This is a genomic window from Nocardiopsis exhalans (genome assembly GCF_024134545.1).
GTDB classification, from domain to species: Bacteria; Actinomycetota; Actinomycetes; order Streptosporangiales; family Streptosporangiaceae; genus Nocardiopsis; species Nocardiopsis exhalans.
The window spans coordinates 7,275,611-7,294,439 of sequence record NZ_CP099837.1; the positions used below are offsets into that span (position 1 = coordinate 7,275,611).

12 protein-coding genes and 1 pseudogene are annotated in these 18,829 nt (G+C 69.5%); 6 read left to right on the forward strand and 7 right to left on the reverse strand.

Annotation, left to right across the window (positions count from 1 at the left end; genetic code table 11):
- Positions 1-64: 64 nt before the first annotated feature.
- The 4 genes from NE857_RS32580 to NE857_RS32595 all read right to left on the reverse strand — a co-directional run bounded on the left by NE857_RS32580 (position 65) and on the right by NE857_RS32595 (position 8,043).
- Complete coding sequence (locus tag NE857_RS32580; RefSeq protein ID WP_254419054.1) at positions 65-2,788, reverse strand: sensor histidine kinase; 2,724 nt, start codon at positions 2,786-2,788, stop codon at positions 65-67.
- 159 nt (positions 2,789-2,947) lie between these two features.
- The gene (locus NE857_RS32585) at positions 2,948-3,799 is read right to left on the reverse strand and encodes an ABC transporter permease (RefSeq protein ID WP_254419055.1); all 852 of its coding nucleotides are present in this window, start codon (positions 3,797-3,799) and stop codon (positions 2,948-2,950) included.
- A gap of 110 nt (positions 3,800-3,909) precedes the next feature.
- The gene (locus NE857_RS32590; protein ID WP_254419056.1) at positions 3,910-4,914 is read right to left on the reverse strand and encodes an ABC transporter ATP-binding protein; all 1,005 of its coding nucleotides are present in this window, start codon (positions 4,912-4,914) and stop codon (positions 3,910-3,912) included.
- 909 nt (positions 4,915-5,823) lie between these two features.
- Positions 5,824-8,043: a (Fe-S)-binding protein gene (locus tag NE857_RS32595; RefSeq protein WP_254419057.1), complete on the reverse strand. Its 2,220-nt coding sequence runs from the start codon at positions 8,041-8,043 to the stop codon at positions 5,824-5,826.
- 656 nt (positions 8,044-8,699) lie between these two features.
- Between NE857_RS32595 and dnaK the strand changes: the two genes are divergently transcribed.
- From dnaK to NE857_RS32625, 6 genes and pseudogenes are all read left to right on the forward strand, one after another.
- Positions 8,700-10,568: a molecular chaperone DnaK gene (gene dnaK / locus NE857_RS32600; RefSeq protein ID WP_254419058.1), complete on the forward strand. Its 1,869-nt coding sequence runs from the start codon at positions 8,700-8,702 to the stop codon at positions 10,566-10,568.
- Between the two features lie 43 nt (positions 10,569-10,611).
- Positions 10,612-11,340 carry a nucleotide exchange factor GrpE gene (gene grpE / locus NE857_RS32605; protein ID WP_254419059.1) on the forward strand — a complete coding sequence of 243 codons (729 nt, stop codon included), beginning with the start codon at positions 10,612-10,614 and terminating at the stop codon, positions 11,338-11,340.
- A gap of 202 nt (positions 11,341-11,542) precedes the next feature.
- Positions 11,543-12,703 (forward strand): molecular chaperone DnaJ, encoded by a 1,161-nt coding sequence (dnaJ, locus tag NE857_RS32610; RefSeq protein WP_254419060.1) that lies wholly within the window; start codon positions 11,543-11,545, stop codon positions 12,701-12,703.
- Positions 12,700-13,266 (forward strand): heat shock protein transcriptional repressor HspR, encoded by a 567-nt coding sequence (locus tag NE857_RS32615; RefSeq protein WP_254419061.1) that lies wholly within the window; start codon positions 12,700-12,702, stop codon positions 13,264-13,266. The genes dnaJ and NE857_RS32615 overlap by 4 nt, the downstream gene beginning before the upstream one ends.
- A 95-nt stretch (positions 13,267-13,361) precedes the next feature.
- The gene (gene clpB / locus NE857_RS32620) at positions 13,362-15,980 is read left to right on the forward strand and encodes an ATP-dependent chaperone ClpB (RefSeq protein ID WP_254419062.1); all 2,619 of its coding nucleotides are present in this window, start codon (positions 13,362-13,364) and stop codon (positions 15,978-15,980) included.
- A gap of 145 nt (positions 15,981-16,125) precedes the next feature.
- Positions 16,126-16,464, forward strand: a pseudogene (locus tag NE857_RS32625) (Uma2 family endonuclease); the annotation flags it as partial.
- 386 nt (positions 16,465-16,850) lie between these two features.
- Here the strand turns inward: NE857_RS32625 and NE857_RS32630 are convergent.
- The 3 genes from NE857_RS32630 to NE857_RS32640 all read right to left on the reverse strand — a co-directional run bounded on the left by NE857_RS32630 (position 16,851) and on the right by NE857_RS32640 (position 18,503).
- On the reverse strand, positions 16,851-17,336 hold the full coding sequence (locus NE857_RS32630; RefSeq protein WP_254419064.1) for a hypothetical protein: 486 nt from the start codon (positions 17,334-17,336) through the stop codon (positions 16,851-16,853).
- Positions 17,333-17,860: an ATP-binding protein gene (locus NE857_RS32635; protein WP_254419065.1), complete on the reverse strand. Its 528-nt coding sequence runs from the start codon at positions 17,858-17,860 to the stop codon at positions 17,333-17,335. The genes NE857_RS32630 and NE857_RS32635 overlap by 4 nt, the downstream gene beginning before the upstream one ends.
- 124 nt (positions 17,861-17,984) lie before the next feature.
- Positions 17,985-18,503 (reverse strand): hypothetical protein, encoded by a 519-nt coding sequence (locus NE857_RS32640; protein WP_254419066.1) that lies wholly within the window; start codon positions 18,501-18,503, stop codon positions 17,985-17,987.
- Positions 18,504-18,829: the final 326 nt, after the last annotated feature.

An 18,829-nucleotide genomic window follows, 5' to 3' on the forward strand; every position in this document is an offset into this window, starting at 1 on the left:
CGGTGCCCCGGTCCAGGGCGCCGCGGGGCAGGGGCCGGGGCCGGGCTCAGGCAGGCGGCGGGGCTCAGAGCGGGATGATCGCCCGGAGCAGGAAGCCGCCGTCCTTGGTCCGGGCCCTGGAGAGGGTTCCGTCGCTCATGGCGACGCGCTCGGCCAGCCCGGCCAGCCCGTTGCCGTCGCTGCTTCCCCCGGGCCCTTCCCCACGCGCGCCGTCGTTGTGGACCTCCACCACCAGCTGTCTTCGCCGCTCGCCGTCCTGCCGGGTCAGGGTGAAGCTGATCTGGCACTCGTCGGCGTCACTGTGCCGCATCACGTTCGTACCGCCCTCACGCACCACCCAGGCAGCCAGGGCCGCGACCTTCGGTGGCAGTTCCAGGCCGTCGAGGCCGGTGACCACGGTTCTGGTGCCGCCCGAGTCGAGCACCGCGGTGATCGCCTCCACCTCTCCCTCCAGGTCCACCTCCCGGTAGCCGCTGACAGCGGAACGCACCTGTTGGAGCGCCTGCCGGGCCAGGGCCTGGACCTCGGCGATCTCGGTCACCGCACGGTCCGGTGCCCGCTCCACCAGCCGTCCGGCCAGCTGGGACTTGACCGCCAGCGCCGAAAGGCTGTGCCCGAGCAGGTCGTGCATGTCCCGGGCGAAGCGGAGGCGCTCCTGGGTCACCGCCAGCTGAGCGCGGGCCCGCTGACCGGCGACCGCCTCCCGGCTGATGTCCCACAGCCAGATGGTGCCGAAGGTGCTGAAGACGAAGAGCAGGGCGACGAATACGGCGAACAGCCAGAGCAGGCCGTAGGCGAGGGGACTGAACTCGACCGGGTCCTGGAGGTGGAAGGTCGGGAGCAGCGGCAGCGGGGCCAACAGCAACAGGGCGCTGATGAGGGCACCGCTCCGGCGCGAGGTGAAGAGGATCCCGGTCCCCCACCAGGAACCGATCATCATCAGCGCCGCGACAGGAGTGTTGAGGAACACCGCGCTCGACAGCAGCAGCGCCACGGAGACCCAGAGCAGTCTCGGGCTCGGCTCCCGGTTACCGTCCATACGCTCCCGGAGCAGGCGGACGAGCAGGACGGCGACCACCACGGCGAGGACCGTACCGACCACCGAAGGCCACAGCGGCATGCCCAGGTCAGCGCTGAAGACGATGTCCATGAGGGCCAGCAGGACCAGTATCAGGCCGGTGAAACCGATCAGACCCATGATGATGCGGCGAGCGATCCGGACCCGGCGGTCCCCGGTCAGGTCGGCGGCCAGACCGGGGTCGCCCGCCTCACCCGGAACTTCCCCGGGGGAAGGCTCGGGGGTCACTGCGGGGGCGTCGGGCACTGGTGCACCGCCACCGCTCGGTCCCGACACGGCCAGCGGGGCCGAGCCGCTCTCGTTCACTCTGTCTCCTGGGGGATAAGGACCGCCGGGCAGGGGTAGTGCGGCTCGGAGCAGGAAGCCGCCGTCGTTGGTGCGGGCCGCCGCCAGTGTGCCACCCCCTCCGGAGATCCGTTCGGCCAGCCCGGCCAGTCCGCTGCTGGACTCCGCCCCGTCCCGCTCGCCCTCCCGGGCTCTGTCGTTGGCCACCTCCACGACCAGCTCCCGCCGCTCGGCACCGGGGTCAACCGCCACGGAGAAGGAGATCCGACATCTGTGGGCGCGGCTGTGCCGCAGGACGTTGGTACCGCCCTCGCGCACCACCCAGGCTGCCAGGGCGGCCGTGTCCGCCGGCAGGTCGAGCCGGCCCAGCCCGGTCACGGAGGTGGCGGTTCCGTTGGCCTCCAGGACCGCGCGGACCGAACTCACCTCCGCCCCCAGGTCGATGTCCCGGTAGCCCCGGACGACCGAGCGCACCTGGCGCAGCGTGGTCCGGGCCAGTTCGTGCACCTGGCCGATCTCCGCCCTGGCCGCCTCGGGGTCGTCCCGCACGAGCCCTCCGGCCCTCCCGGCCCCGAGTCTGAGGGCATCGAGCCTGTGCCCCAGCAGCTCCCGCATGTCGTTGGTGAACCGGAGCCGCTCCCCGTCCACGGCCAGCTGGGCGCGGGCCTGCTGGCCGTCGGTCACCTGCCGGATCGCGTCCCACAGCCAGACGGTGTACAGGCAGCTCGTCCACAGGAGCACCGCCCAGAAGAACATGATCGCCGCGTGTCCCAACAGGTTGGGCGCGAACAGGGGCTCGTGGATCCCGTCGCCCCCAGCGGGGAACAGGGGTGAGCGCATCGGGCTGATCAGGGCGCTCAGCCAAGGCAGTGCCAGCAGGACGAGGGTGACCCACAGGAGCTGCCTCCTCGGGACCAGGAAGGTGGCCAGAGCCCACACGAGGGCGCACATGGAGAAGACATGGGGCGTGTGCCAGAGGAAGAGACCCAGAACCAGGAACAGCGCCGACGCAAGCCGGTAGAGCCGCTGGTCCGGGATCTGTCTCCCGTCCATCCGTTCCCGGACCATCCGGGCCAGGGCCAGCCCGCACAGGATCGACGCGACGGACAGGGCCAGGCAGCGAACCACCGCCAGCACCAGGACGTAGGCCGGTTGCCCGTCCAGGACGCTCGTGGCGGCGGCCAGGTCCATCAGGGCGCCCAGAACGCCGAGGAAGGGCACCAGGAGCGCGAAGAACGCCATGCTCCACAGGCAGAACCACCTGGCCCGGCGGATCCTTCGGGCCAGACCCGCGCTCATCACCGACGGGGTGAGCGCCTCCGCTGCCCCCGCACCACCGTCCGCACCGGACCCGGGCACCGTCGGCGCCGCGACCGCCGACCGCTCCCCGTGCTCCACCACGTCCGCCTCCCCGCCTTGGTCCACCGGCCTCCAACGTTAGGCCGCCTGGCACCCCTTCCGGACGTCGTCCACAGGCCCGGTTCTGCGTGGCCCTGGAATTCCGAGCCCGGCAGGCCTGGACACAGCGGTGCCGGGAGACCCTGTCCTGGGACCTCCCGGCGCCGTCGCGCCGCCGGGCGAGTTCTAGGGCTGGCGGGGGTCCCACTTGAAGTAGCGGCGGACCAGCAGCGACAGCACCGCGATCCAGGCGAGCATCACGCCGACGGCGGGCAGTGCGTTGGTCCACAGGGCAGCGGTGCCCAGCGCCTCGGCGCCCTCGTAGCCGCCGAAGACGTCGTAGCCGGTGTAGGCGGCCTGGGCCAGTTCGGCGGCCGGGGCGACCGGCAGGAACTGGACGACCGAACGGACCGCGTCGGGCATCAGCTCCAGCGGGAAGAAGACCCCGCCGGTGAGCAGCAGCACCATCATCGGCACGACCGAGAACATCTGCGCGGACTCGGCGCTGCGCACCAGCGGGGTGATCAGCAGCCCCGCCAGGCTCATGGCCACGCCGCTGAGCAGCACCGCGACCAGCAACAGGACCGGGTCCTTCGGCATCGTGCCGCCCATCGCGACGAGCGCGCCGACGATCAGCACCGAGAGCCCCAGGGAGAACAACACGACGACCAGGACCACCCCGCCGAAGATCGCCGCCTGCGGGACCCCGCTCACCCGGAGCCGCTTGAGGACCAGTGACTCGCGGCGCGCGGCGAACACGTTGGAGGGGTGCCCGATCCCCAGCATCAGACCGATACCGATGAGGGCCGCGGCGAAGGAGAGGTCCCGGTTGGTGAAGTCACCGAAGACCGGGACGCTGGGCATCGACATCAGAGGCATGAAGAGGATCAGCGGGAGCACCAGGTACATCAGCGCGGTCTTGTACCGCACGAAGAGGGTGAACTCGGTGCGGGCCAGGCGCAGGGTCTGCTTCACCATGCCGGGAGAGGTCCGGGTCGCGGTCTTCGGGCCCGGGGACCGGGTGGTGGTCGTGGTCATCGTGTGTCTCCTGGGTTTCTGGGGCCGGGGTCACGCGGTACGGCGCGTGCTCGGCGAAGATCAAGGGGCCTGTTGCTCGGGGGCGGGGGCACCGTGCGCGCCGCCCCGCCTCACTCCGCGAGCAGGTCGGCGGCGCCGTCGGCGACCTGGAGGAACACGTCCTCCAGCGAGGCGCCGCGCACCTGGAGGTGCTGGAGGACGGTGCCCCGCTCCGCGGCCCAGCCCATAAGCGCGGCGACGGCGTGGTGGGCCCGCTCGGCGACGTCGCCGTCGCTGACCGTGTAGGTGGCCCACAGCTCATGGTCGCGGGTCTCCACCTCGATCCCGGCCCCGGCCACGTCGGGCAGGTCCGCGGTGCGCACGTCGCTGGGGAGCAGGAAGCTCACCCGGTCGCCCCACCCGGCGAGGACACCTGCCAGGGTGCCCTCCACGCGGATCTCGCCGCGGTGCATGATGGCGAGCCGGTCGGCGAGGCGCTCGGCCTCCTCCAGGTAGTGCGTGGTGAGCAGGACCGCGACTCCGCTCTCCTTGAGCTCGTTGATGATCTTCCAGGTCTCGTGCCGCGCTTCCGGGTCCATGCCGGTGGTGGGCTCGTCGAGGTAGAGGACCTCGGGCCGGGTCATCAGGGCCGAGCCCAGGTCGAGGCGGCGCTTCTGGCCGCCGGAGAGCTGGCGGATGCGGAGCTTGCGCTTGTCCGTGAGGTTGATCAGCTGGAGGGTCTCATCGATCCCGCGCGGCTCGGCGGCCAGGTCGCTGGTGAGGCTGAGGCTCTCCTCCACGCTGAGGTCCTCCAGCAGCCCACTGCCCTGGAGCACCGCGTTGACCCGCTCACGGATCCCGGCGGGCTGCCCGAAGGGGTCCTCGCCGAAGACCCGGACGGTACCGGAGCTGGGGCGCCGGAACCCCTCCAGGGTCTCGATGGTGGTGGTCTTCCCGGCGCCGTTAGTGCCCAGGAGCGCGAAGAGCTCGCCGGGGCGGATCTCGAAGGAGACGCCCTTGACCGCTTCGAAGTCCCCGTAGCGCTGGTGCAGGTCGCGGACGACCACCGACGCCCCCGCGCTCGACGTGGGGTCCTGGGTCGCGGCGGCCGGTTCGGTGTTCGCTGTCGTCGTCATGTCCCAAGATTCCCGCGAACCGGGTATCCGCCGACAGACGCCGCTGTCACCCGTCCCCGATGGCACTTCACCCGGCACCGACACTGACAAATGTCATCAGCCCGGGCCGGGGTGGTCTCGGCGCGCGCGGTGGTGCGACCGCACCCGCACGTGCCCCTTCGTCACCTCACGTGCGAGTGCGGTCGCTACCGCCGGTCGGGGTCGCGCCCGTCCCCTCACAACTCACGTCGGGCGCGGCCCCTTGGCGGTTATCCACCGTTCTACACGAATTCCCTCGGGCGCACCGGGGGAATACGACATTCTCCGTTGCGCGAATCCGATACCCGGGGGATTGGTTGCTCTCTTCTGAGGAAACTTCGTCCTGCGGGTGACTTTTCTGGCCGGATCGCCTGCGGAAGCGGCCTCCGCTCGGACCCCAGGAACGGGCGTCCGAGCCCACCGACCCCACCGAGCCGCGAATAAAACGCCGTGAACAGGCATGACACCGAACCACACTGGACCCGAACACCTCCCCAGCCAGCAACCGGAAATGGTTTTCATCCGCACCCGGCAATGGAAACCTTTTATCTGGAAAACCGAGACGAGCAGGGTGAACCACGGCCGCTCCGCCGAGAAAGCCTTCCGGGACCAAAGACACCAATCGAGGGCCCCGGAGCCGAGGCCCCCTGCGCCGTCGCGCTCAGCCGGTGAGCGCGCGGACCACCGAGTCGACCGCCGCGCGCTGGGGGGCCAGGTCCGCGTCCTCGGGCAGGCGGGCGCAGGTGAGCCACAGGCCGTCCACGAACACCAGCAGCAGCTCCGCCAGTGCCGCCGGGTCCGGGCGACACCGAGGGGCGGGACACCTTTCGGCGTCCCGCCCCTCGCGCGGATTCTCCGGTCTCGACCAGAACTCACCCAAGCACAGGGTGGCTAGGCGTCGGCGGTCTCCTTCTGCTCGTCGCCCTCGGCCGGGTTCTCGCCCTTGACCGAACGGAGCAGCAGCTGGGAGACGTCGACGACCTCCAGCGACTCCTTGGCCTCGCCCGCGGACTTCTTCTCGTTGATCGCGTCACCGAGCATGACCTGGCAGAACGGGCAGGCGGTGGAGACGGTGTCGGGGTTGGTGGTCAGCGCCTCGTCAACACGCTCGGTGTTGATGCGCTTGCCGATCCGCTCCTCCATCCACATGCGGGCACCGCCGGCGCCACAGCAGAAGCCGCGCTCCTTGTGGCGGTGCATCTCCTGCGTCTTGATGCCGGGCACCTGCGCCATGATGTCGCGCGGCGGCGTGTACACCTTGTTGTGGCGGCCCAGGAAGCAGGGGTCGTGGTAGGTGATGTTCTCGTCGATCGAGCTCACCGGGGTCAGCTGACCCTCCTCGACCAGCTTGGCCAGCAACTGGCTGTGGTGGATGACCTCGTAGGTGCCACCCAGCTGCGGGTACTCCTTGGCCAGCGTGTTGAAGCAGTGCGGGCAACTGGCCACGATCTTGGTGACGCCCGCGTCGTTGAGCGTCTCCACGTTCTGCTGGGCCAGCATCTGGAAGACGTACTCCATGCCCAGGCGGCGCGCCGGGTCACCGGTGCAGGCCTCCATGCCGCCCAGGACGGCGAACTTGACGCCCGCGATGTCCAGCAGCTCGGCGATGGCCTTCGTGGTCTTCTTGGCGCGGTCCTCCAGGGCACCGGCGCAGCCGACCCAGAAGAGGTACTCGGTGCCCTCGGGCATCTTGTCCTCGACGACCGGGACCTCGACCGGGTTCTCCTGGGAGGCGAGCTCCTCGATCCACTCCATGCGGCGGTCCTCGGCCATGCCCCACGGGTTGCCCTTGTTCTCAAGGTTCTTGAGCAGGGTGTTGGCCTCGGACGGGAAGTTGGACTCGACCATGACCTGGTAGCGGCGCATGTCCAGGATGTGGTCGATGTGCTCGATGTCGACCGGGCACTGCTCGACGCACGCACCGCAGTTGGTGCAGGCCCACAGCTCGTCGGGGTGGATGACGCCACCCTCCTCCTCGGTGCCGACCAGCGGCTTGTTGAGGAGGGCGAGGACGTCGACGCCCGCGTGGCTGTTGTCGGGGGCCTCGGCGAGGGTCTCCTCGGTGATGCCCTTGAGGAGGTACGGGGCCTTCTCGTAGGTGTGCTTCTGAAGGTCGAGGATGATCTTCTTCGGCGAGAGCGGCTTACCGGTGTTCCAGGCGGGGCACTGCGACTGGCAGCGGCCGCACTCGGTGCAGCTGGTGAAGTCGAGCAGGCCCTTCCAGGTGAAGTCCTCGAGCTTGCCCGCGCCGAACGGGTCCTCGTCCGGGTCGGCCTCCTCGAAGTCGAGGGGCTTCTTGCCGGACTTGTCCATCATCTGCTTGGCGGCACCGAGCGTCGGAGTGCCGTCGGCGTTGCGCTTGAAGAAGATGTTGAACGGCGCCACGAAGCGGTGCCAGCCGATACCCATGGTGAGGTTGAAGTACAGCACCACGAAGAACGCGTAGCTGATGACCAGCTTGAACGCGGCGACCAGCGCGATGGCGGGCTCGGCCACGGCGGCGTCGGTCGGCATGATCGCGCCGAAGGCGTGCGAGACCGGGGTCGCCCAGACCGGGAACGGGAAGTCCTCGATGGCGACCTTGAGGCCGCGGATCACGAAGATCGAGATCAGCAGGGCCCACAGGTAGGCCTCGACGTAGTACGCGGTCCACGTCTTGGAGTTGAAGAAGCGGGACTGCCTGCCCTTGCGGTGCGGGCCGTTGAGCAGGCGGTAGATCGTCAGGCCGATGATGCCCGCGAGGCTGGCCGCGGCGATGACCTCGATGGCCAGCCCGTAGACGGTCCAGTCGTAGATCACCGGCAGCTTGAAGTGCGGGTTGAAGACCTCGCCCTGGGCCTCGACGACCGTGAAGAACAGCAGCGGGAACGAGACCATCACGAACCAGTGGGCCACGCCGACCCACGGCCGCTTGAGCATCCTCGTGTGCGCGAGGATCTCGATCAACGTCATCGTGAGTCGCTTGCTCAGCGACTCCGTGCGCTCCGGCTCCACCGCTCGGCCCACACTCACGGTTCGCCAGATCTGGTAACCACCCAGAGCGAACGTGGCAAGCGCGACCACGGCGAAGACCGAGGTGATGATGCCCAGTGTCAAGTACAGAGGATGCATCGTCCGTGGCCTCCCATCCTGCTTTCGTCATCCGGTGCGCCACACACCGGTGGTCCATATTGATGTTACTAGCGAGTAATAGCGCGGTCGCCATCGACCCTCGACCCCAAGGGGCCGACTGTTGGAACGGCCACACAGTCTCCGCCCTGCACGCCCGGGCTGCGGGGCCTCGTGCACGCGGGTGCGAGTGAGTACCAACCGTAGCCAGCCATGTCGCCACTTCCCTCACTCGGGTGCGCCCGAGTCACCCCGGACGCGCCGCACACCTCTATGTAAGCGGACACCGGAGCGAACAGGGGACACCCGGGCATCGGTGGGACCACCGGTCGTGTTCCGCCGGGCCGAACACGCCCGTCCCGGGAGGGGGCGAACACCGCCCCCCGCGCCACCGCCGCCGCCCCGGCCTCCAGCACCCCGCCCCACCCCGAGACGCCCCCGGCTCCCCTGGTTTTCAGGTCAAGGATGTCCCCGAGTTGTCCCGGGGTTCAGCCATCCTCCAGGTGAAATCACCCCAGGTCGGGAACATCCCCGCGTGGCCACCCGTTGTCAGGTCGTAGGAAGTAACTTGAGTCGGGTCGACTCAACTGACTTGACAGCTTCCACCCGACGAAGCAAACTTACGTCTGAACGACTCAACTTTGACGGAGGAAACAACCATGGCACGTGCGGTCGGAATCGACCTCGGTACGACGAACTCGTGTGTCGCGGTCCTTGAGGGTGGCGAGCCGACGGTCATCACGAACGCCGAGGGCTCCCGCACCACCCCTTCGGTCGTGGCCTTCGCCAAGAACGGTGAGGTGCTCGTCGGTGAGGTGGCCAAGCGTCAGGCCGTCACCAACGTCGACCGGACCATCCGCTCGGTGAAGCGTCACATCGGCACCGACTGGTCGGTGCAGATTGACGACAAGACCTTCAACCCGCAGCAGATCAGCGCCTTCATCCTGCAGAAGCTCAAGCGCGACGCCGAGGCCTACCTGGGCGAGGACGTGACCGACGCGGTCATCACCGTCCCGGCCTACTTCAGCGACTCGCAGCGCCAGGCCACCAAGGAGGCCGGCACGATCGCGGGCCTCAACGTCCTGCGCATCATCAACGAGCCCACCTCGGCCGCGCTCGCCTACCACCTGGAGAAGGAGGACGAGGCGACGATCCTCGTCTACGACCTCGGTGGCGGTACCTTCGACGTCTCCCTCCTGGAGGTCGGCGACGGCGTCGTGGAGGTCAAGGCGACCAACGGCGACAACCACCTCGGTGGCGACGACTGGGACCAGGCGATCGTCAACTGGCTGGTGGACAAGTTCAAGAACTCCAACGGCGTCGACCTGTCCAAGGACAAGATGGCGCTCCAGCGTCTGCGCGAGGCCGCCGAGAAGGCCAAGATCGAGCTCTCCAGCTCCAGCGAGTCGCAGATCAACCTGCCCTACATCACGGCCTCGGCCGAGGGCCCGCTGCACCTGGACGAGAAGCTCACCCGCGCCGAGTTCCAGCGCCTGACCGCCGACCTGGTCGAGCGGACCAAGACCCCGTTCCAGCAGGTCATCAAGGACGCCGGGATCAGCCTGGACGAGATCCACCACGTGGTTCTGGTCGGCGGCTCGACCCGTATGCCCGCCATCGCCGAGCTCGTCAAGGAGATGACCGGCGGCAAGGAGCCCAACAAGGGCGTCAACCCGGACGAGGTCGTGGCCATCGGTGCCGCGCTCCAGGCCGGTGTGCTCAAGGGCGAGGTCAAGGACGTCCTGCTGCTGGACGTCACCCCGCTCTCCCTGGGCATCGAGACCAAGGGCGGCGTGTTCACCAAGCTCATCGAGCGGAACACCACCATCCCGACCAAGCGCTCCGAGATCTTCACGACGGCCGACGACAACCAGCCGTCCGTGCAGATCCAGGTGTACCAGGGCGAGCGCGACATCGCCCAGTACAACAAGAAGCTGGGCGTCTTCGACCTGACCGGTCTGCCCCCGGCGCCGCGCGGCGTCCCGCAGATCGAGGTCGCCTTCGACATCGACGCCAACGGCATCGTCAGCGTCACCGCGAAGGACCTGGGCACCGGCAAGGAGCAGACCGTCACCATCTCCGGTGGTTCGGCGATGTCCAAGGACGACATCGACCAGATGGTCCGCGACGCCGAGCAGTACGCCGAGGAGGACCGCAAGCGCCGCGAGGAGGCCGAGGTCCGCAACAACGCCGAGTCCCTCGTCTACCAGACCGAGAAGGTCATCAAGGACAACGAGGACAAGGTCCCGGCGGACGTGCGCTCCGAGACCGAGGCCGCCGTCGCCGAGCTGAAGACCGCTCTGGAGGGCACCGACGTCGAGGCCATCCGCTCCGCGAGCGAGAAGGTCGCGCTGGCCAGCCAGAAGATCGGTTCCGCGATCTACAGCCAGGGCCAGCAGGGTGAGGGCGCCGCCCAGCCCGGCGCCGAGAACGCCGACGCCGGCAGCGGTACCTCCGCCGAGGACGCGGACGTGGTCGACGCCGAGATCGTCGACGAGGACAACGGCAAGGGCAACCAGGGTTCCTGACCCGAGAGTTCCGTGAGAGCCGAGGAAGGAGGGAACGTCGGACATGGCGTTGTCGGACAAGAACAACCCTGACACCGGTGACGGTGACGAGAACCAGGGTCCGGTGATCCGCGACAACCGCAAGGTCGACCCCGAGACCGGTGAGGTCCGTGCCCCCAAGGGCGAGTCCACCGAGGAGGAGCCCGAGGTCGTCGAGAGCGAGATCGAGATCCCGGACACCCCGGAATCCGTGGTGACCGAGGCGATCAACGCGGACGAGCGGGTCATCGAGCTCACCAACGACATCAAGCGGGTGCAGGCGGAGTACGCCAACTACCGCAAGCGTGTCGAGCGCGACCGCGCGGCCGTCCGCGAGGCGGCCACCGCCCAGGTCGTCGGCGAACTGCTGCCGGTCCTGGACGACATCGGTCGGGCCCGTGAGCACGACGAGCTCAACGGCGGGTTCAAGGCGGTGGGTGAGGCCCTGGAGGCCACGGCCACCAAGCTGGGCCTGGAGAAGTACGCCGAGCAGGGCGACGAGTTCGACCCGAACGTCCACGAGGCCCTCACCCTGGTCCCCGTCCCGAACATCTCCGTCCAGACGGTGATCGAGGTGTTCCAGCCCGGGTACCGGATGGGTGAGCGCGTTCTCCGCCCCGCCCGCGTGGTGGTCGGCGAGCCCATGGAGGGCGCGGCGGACGAGGAGTCCTCCGACGGCTCCGCGGACTCCACCGAAGCCGCCGAGGGCGCCGAGACCGCCGGGAACGGCGAGAGCGGCGAGGACAAGAAGTAGGAGCGGGTACGCCCGTAGGACGTGTTCGGTGGGCGCTGTCCGTCGCGGACGGTGCACGCGCCCATCGAGTACGCCCGTAGACCCGGCCGTGGCCGACGTGAGAGCGTCGGTCACGGCCCCGGGTCGCCCCCGGCCCCACGCGGTTCGGGGCAACGTGGAAACATCGGACGCAACCGGCACCAGCGGGAGAAGGCACCAGTCGATGAGCACCAAGGACTACCTGGAGAAGGACTACTACAAGGTCCTGGGAGTCTCAAAGACCGCCTCCAAGGACGAGATCAAGTCGTCCTACCGCAAGCTGGCCCGGGAGAACCACCCGGACGCCAACACCGGCGACGCCAAGGCCGAGGACCGCTTCAAGGAGATCTCCGAGGCGTACAACGTCCTCTCGGACGAGAAGCGCCGTAAGGAGTACGACGAGGCCCGCTCCATGTTCGGCGGCTCGTACCGTCCCGGCGGGGCCGGGCCCGGCGGGTTCGACATGAGCGACATCTTCGGCCAGGGCTCCGGCGGTGGCGGCGCGCCTGGCGGCGAGCGCCTGAGCGACCTCTTCGGCGGGCTGTTCGGCAACCGCGGGCGCGGGGGCACGGCCACCCGCAGCAGGCGCGGCGCCGACATCGAGACCGAGACGACACTGAGCTTCCGCGAGGCCGCGGACGGGGTCACCCGTTCGTTCCAGCTGAGCAGCGAGTCCCCGTGCCTCACCTGCAAGGGCACGGGAGCGCGCGCCGGCACGGCCCCGCGCATGTGCCCCAAGTGCAGCGGCACCGGGCATGAGAGCACCAACCTGGGCGGCTTCTCGCTGTCCGACCCGTGCAGCGAGTGCAAGGGACGCGGCCTCGTGGTCGACGACCCCTGCCCCACCTGCACCGGCAGCGGACGCGGCAAGAGCACCCGCACCATACAGACGCGCATCCCGGCCGGAGTGAGCGACGGCCAGCGCATCCGCATCAAGGGCAAGGGCGCGCCCGGCGAGAACGGCGGCCCCAACGGTGACCTGTACGTCGTCGTCCACGTGAAGGGACACCCGGTGTTCGGCAGGAGCGGCGACAACGTCACCATCACGGTCCCGGTGACCTTCCCCGAAGCGGCGCTGGGCGCCGAGGTCAGGGTTCCGACCCTGAGCGGCTTCCCGGTGACCGTGAAGGTGCCGCCGGGCACCCAGAACGGGCACACGCTGCGGGTCCGCGGCAAGGGCGCCACCCGCAAGGACGGCACCATCGGGAACATGCTGGTCACCTTCGAGGTGGACGTGCCCAAGACACTCAACGGCGACGCCCGCGAGGCTCTGGAGAAGTTCCGCGCGGCGACCTCCGACTACGACCCGCGCGACGGGCTCGAAGCGCGGGCGAAGGGCGCGTGAACAACGTGAACGATCCTGCTTTCGGCGCCGACGCACCGGTCTACGTGATCTCGGTGGCCGCTGAGCTGGCCGGTATGCACCCGCAGACGCTGCGGCAGTACGACCGGCTGGGGATCGTGTCCCCGGGCCGCACGTCCGGCCGGGGGCGCCGGTACTCCATGCGCGACGTACGGACGCTGCGCGAGGTGCAGCGCCTGTCGCAGGAGGAAGGCATCAACCTCGCCGGGATCAAGCGGATCCTGGAGCTGCAGCACGAGGTGGAGCAGCTGCGTGAGCAGGTGTTCCACCTGGCCAACGAACTCGAGGCGGCCCGCCGGGCGGTGTCCCGGCGGGGCCGCCCGGTGGCCCGCCCCGAGGGCGGGCCGGTCCGCGGGGAGCTGGTGCGCCGCACCCGCGTCACGATCTTCAACACCGCCGAAGCCGAAGAGCGCCCCGACCAGGGCGACGGCCGAAACGACCAGGGCGGTCAGAGTGGTCCGGGTGGCCAGAATGGCCCGGGCGGCCCGTCCGGCCAGAGCCGCCACCAGGACGGTCCGGAGTCGGGCGGATCGGCCCAGGGTTAACCCGGGCTGGCAGGGGTTCCCGCCCGCCGGCACGGACACGCGCGGCCAGGAATCATCACTCTGAGTAACACTTTTTGTGGAAGGAGTAACCGGACATGAACTACAAGCTCACGCAGAAGAGCCAGGAGGCTCTGGCCGCCGCGATCCGTCAGGCCACCACCGACGGCAGCCCGCAGACCGAGCCGCTGCACCTGCTGTACGCCCTCCTGGACCAGGCCGAGGGCATCACCCGGCCGCTGCTCAAGGAGGTCGGCGCCAACCCCGACCAGCTCAAGGACAAGGTCGAGGTGGCGATCGGCAATCTGCCCAAGGCTGCCGGTTCCACTGTCAGCTCACCGAGCTCCTCGCGCCAGCTCATCGTCTCCATCAACACCGCCGCCCAGCGCGCCCAACAGATGGAGGACGAGTACGTCTCGACCGAGCACCTGCTGGTCGGGCTGGCCACCGACGGCGGTGAGGCCGCCCGGCTGCTCAAAGAGGTCGGGGCCACCCCGGACACCCTCCTGGAGGCCTTCGAGCGGGTGCGCGGTACCGGCAAGGTCACCTCGGAGAACCCCGAGGACACCTTCCAGTCCCTGGAGAAGTTCGGTGTGGACCTCACCGAACGCGCCCGCGAGGGCAAGGTGGATCCGGTCATCGGCCGCGACGGGGAGATCCGCCGGGTCATCCAGGTGCTCAGCCGCCGCACCAAGAACAACCCCGTGCTCATCGGTGAGCCGGGCGTGGGCAAGACCGCCGTGGTGGAGGGGCTCGCCCAGCGCATCGTGGCCGGGGACGTGCCGCAGTCGCTGCTCGGCAAACGCCTGATCAGCCTCGACCTGTCCGCGATGGTCGCGGGCGCCAAGTACCGCGGCGAGTTCGAGGAACGGCTCAAGGCGGTGCTCTCGGAGATCAAGGAGTCCGAGGGCCAGGTCATCACGTTCATCGACGAACTCCACACCATGGTGGGCGCGGGCGCGGCCGAGGGCGCGATGGACGCGGGCAACATGCTCAAGCCGATGCTGGCCCGCGGTGAGCTGCGCATGGTCGGCGCGACCACCCTGGACGAGTACCGGGAGAAGATCGAGAAGGACCCCGCGCTGGAGCGCCGCTTCCAGCAGGTGTTCGTCGGCGAGCCGTCGGCCACCGACACCATCGCGATCCTGCGCGGCCTCAAGGGCCGTTACGAGGCGCACCACAAGGTGCAGATCTCCGACTCCGCCCTGGTGGCGGCCGCCACGCTGTCGGACCGCTACATCACCGCGCGGTTCCTGCCGGACAAGGCCATCGACCTCATCGACGAGGCCGCGTCCCGGCTGCGGATGGAGATCGACTCCAGCCCGGTGGAGATCGACGAGCTGCGCCGCACCGTCGACCGCCTCAAGATGGAGGAGATGGCGCTCGACAAGGAGTCCGACCCCGCGAGCCAGCAGCGGCTGGAGCGGCTGCGCGCGGACCTCGCCGACCACCAGGAGAAGCTCACCGGACTGGTGGCCCGCTGGGAGCAGGAGAAGGCCGGGCTGAACCGGGTCGGTGACCTCAAGGGCCAGCTGGACGAGTTGCGCACCAAGGCGGAACTGGCCGAGCGCGAGGGCCGCTTCGAGGAGGCCTCCCGGCTGATGTACGGGGACATCCCGCAGCTGGAGAAGCAGGTCGAGGAGGCGTCCAAGGCCGAGGAGAGCGCCGAGGCCTCCGCCGGGAACACCATGGTCAAGGACGAGGTGGGCGCCGACGAGATCGCCGACGTCGTCTCCGCCTGGACCGGTATCCCGGTGGGGCGGCTGATGGAGGGCGAGACCTCCAAGCTGCTGCGGATGGAGGCCGAGCTGGGGCAGCGGCTGATCGGGCAGAAGGACGCCGTCCAGGCGGTGTCGGACGCGGTGCGCCGGGCCCGGGCGGGCATCTCCGACCCGGACCGGCCGACGGGTTCGTTCCTGTTCCTGGGGCCCACGGGTGTGGGCAAGACCGAGCTGGCCAAGGCGCTGGCCGAGTTCCTGTTCGACGACGAGCGCGCGATCGTGCGCATCGACATGAGCGAGTACTCGGAGAAGCACTCCGTGTCGCGCCTGGTGGGCGCGCCTCCCGGGTACGTGGGTTACGAGGAGGGCGGCCAGCTCACCGAGGCGGTGCGGCGGCGCCCGTACACGGTGGTGCTGCTGGACGAGGTGGAGAAGGCCCACCTGGAGGTGTTCGACACCCTCCTGCAGGTGCTGGACGACGGTCGCCTGACCGACGGCCAGGGCCGCCAGGTGGACTTCCGCAACACCATCCTCATCCTCACCTCCAACCTGGGCTCGCAGTTCCTGGTGGACCAGTCCCTGGAGGAGGCCGTCCGCAGGGAACGCGTGATGGACGTCGTCCGGGCCACGTTCAAGCCGGAGTTCCTCAACCGCCTGGACGACGTGATCATGTTCGACGCGCTGTCCACCGAGGACCTGACCCGGATCGTGGACCTGCAGGTGGACAAGCTGGCCCACCGGCTGGCCGACCGCCAGCTCGCACTGGACGTCACCGCGGGCGCCCGCGAGTGGCTGGCGCTGACCGGCTACGACCCCAACTACGGTGCCCGGCCGCTGCGCCGCCTGGTGCAGTCGGCGATCGGCGACCCGCTCGCCCGCGAGCTGCTCTCCGGCGAACTCACCGAGGGCGACACCGTCCTGGTGGACGTGAGCGGCGAGCGCGACAAGCTGAACGTGACCACCCGCAAGGCCGAGGAACCGGTCCTGAAGTCCTGACCCGACCCGACCGCTGCCGACCGAGGGACCGCACCCGCCGAGGGAGCGGTCCCTCGGTGCGTCACGGACCCCGGTGCTGAGGGGTCCGCCCTTGTAACCTGGTACCAGGAGTCCACGCTGCGTTCTGGGACCTGTGTTCACACCGGAAGGGGTCGCACAACCGGACGGCATCCTCGCGCCGGTCGACCACTTCGCCGGACAGGGTGAGTGGGCGGATCCCGCAGGGGTTCTGGTAGTCGTCGAGGTCACCTCATGGGACTCCGACACCAGCGCCCGTGACCGGGGCGAGAAGGCCCACGCCTACGCCGCCTGTGACATCGGCGTCTACCTGCTGGTGGACCGCGACGACAGCGTCACGGTCCACAGCGAGCCCAGGGGCGGCAGGTGCCGCAACATCGCCGAGCTCGGCTACGGGCACGCCGTCGAGATCCCCGGGGTCGGGGTCACCCTGAGCACCGACGGCCTCAAGCGGTACGGGCGCTAGATGGTTGATGGGAGCTTTCTGGAGCTCCTGCGCCCGTGCCGACGGGCGGCTCACCCGCAGACCGAAACCCGACCGGTGGCCTGTCCTGTGCTTCCGAAACCCTCTAACCCCCGATGATCTTGCTACCAGGAGCAAGTTCGGCGCCGAACTTGCTCCTGGTAGCAAGATCATCTTCGAAGAGGAGGCCGGAACCCTCCCCAGGAGGATCGGCGCCCCCCTCAGCCGCCGATCCACTGTCGGCGACCTTTCGTGCTGAGGCGATGGCGGTGACGTAGGAGTCACCGGGGCGGCCGTCCCGTACGGGATGAGCGAGTAGTGCCGCGCGCCCGCCGAATCCACCGGGGCCGGGGCGTCAGCGGGCGCGCGGTGTTCGCGGGCATCGGTGGTCAGAGCGGCGGGAGCCCGGTCTGGAAGAGAGCCCGGCCGAGGGCCTCGGCGGTGGTCTGGGCCAGGAGCAGCGTGGTGCTGATGGCCAGGGCGGGCCAGCCCCACCAGGGGCGTGGGGCCCGGTGGCGGCCCCGGGTGGGCGTCGCGGGGGCGTCGGTCAAGGCCGCGAAAGCCTCTTCCAGCCGTCGGGCTTCACGTTCTTCCTGTTCGCGGCGTTGGCGGTCGACCTCGAACCAGTGCGGGGTCGGGCCGTGCCGGAGCATGTGGGCCACCCGGGGGTTGCCTTCCATCTGCCGCAACAGCCGCGCCTGGCGATCGGAGTGGGTTTCCGGCGTGCTGAAGTACGGGCCCGAGGAGTGGCGGTGTTGCCGGGGTTGGGGCGGTGCGGCCAGCGGGCGGTTGGCGCCGGGGCGGGGGAAGCAGTGGCCCCGGGGCGCGGACAGGCGCTGACGTACCCCGGAGCTCACCTGATGCGGGCCGGTCACCGGGTGGCCTCGCCGGTGGTGGTGCTGGGGAGGGTGAACTCGGCCCAGGTCACAGTGCCCAACCCCTGGCAGAACGGGAAGTCCACCACCGAACGGGTCCCCCACCGGTCGGCCAGGTGGCCGATCAGCAGCAGACCCCGGCCGCGCTCGGCCTGCTCCCACTCCTCCACGGTGTGCTGCGGGGTCTGCGGGGCCTGGAACTCGGCGGTATCGGTGCGCTGGCCGTCGTCGACGATCGCGACCTGAATCGTGGCGGCGGTGGGCATGTGCAGGGTACGGATCACCCGGCCCTCGACGTCCTGGCCCGAAAGCGTGTGGTCACAGGCGTTGGCGAACATCTCGCTGGCGCAGAGCACCAGACTCTCGCCGGTCTCGTTCGGGAGTCCAGCCAGGCGGCGCAGGTCGGTGGCCAGGTCCGCACGCACCCACCCGGTCTGGGCAAGATCGCCCGGGTAGGTGCGGGAGGGCCAGCGGCGTCCCGCGTAAGGGGGTGTGGGGGCGTGGGTGTTTGACACAATGGCCATGTCGGCAACTCTCTTTCGTTGAATCCAGTTGGTGGTTGTCGGCCTGCTCTGGGGGTGTTGGTCCACCCGCCAGAGCTTTTTCGTGAGAGCTGAGGCTTCCGGGGTCTCAGCAGGGGCACGGGGTCTAGGAGTCGGGCGAGGAACTGAGACCCAGGAAGCGGTGGCCGAGTAGGCGCAGGAGCTCGTAGCGGGTGGGGGCGGTGATCCGCTCGAAGGCGTCGCCTTCACCCGTCCAGCCGATCGGGCGTCGGGCCACGTAGACCTCGTGGGGTGGCTGGCCCTCGATGGTCAGGTTCCACTGCTTGTAGAGCAGCGGGCACAATACGTGCTCGGGGACGGGGAGCTCACCGCTATCGGGCGGGTTGGCCTGCAAGCGCACCGGCAGGCGGGCGCCGTCACCGCTGACCGCCCGGGGTGCGCGGGGCGGGTTGGGGTGCTCGGCGATGGCCTGGTCGATCAGCTGGGTTGCCAGCTCGGCGTCGCCTTCCTCGTGAGCGATCCGCAGGGCCTGCCGGATCAGGGGCAGCCGGTGGCGCAGGGTGTGGGAGTGCCACGCGGCCAGTTCGGGCGGGGGCAGGTGCGCGGGAGGTTGCAGGGCCTCGTCGATGACGGTGAGCAGGTCCCTGGTGTAGATGTCGCGCATCAGGCCGCCACCCCGAACCGCCGCAGCTCGGCGAGCACGGCTTGGAGCACATCCATAGGCGCGGAGTCCAACGGCCGTCGGGGTGCTGGGATCCGGGGCGGATGGGGCGAGCGCGAAGGCTCACCCAAAGCCAGAGTCCGAGGAACAGGGGCGTAGGCACGCACACGCCGGGCCCGACGGGGGCGACGGCGACGCATCGCTTCGGAAGCCAACCAGCGCACATGCGCCAGTTCGGACAGGTTCAGGTAACGCGCCACAAGGCGGCTCCTTCGAGACGTGCCACCTGGAACGAGGCAGCACTACGGAACGAGTACATCCCCCATACT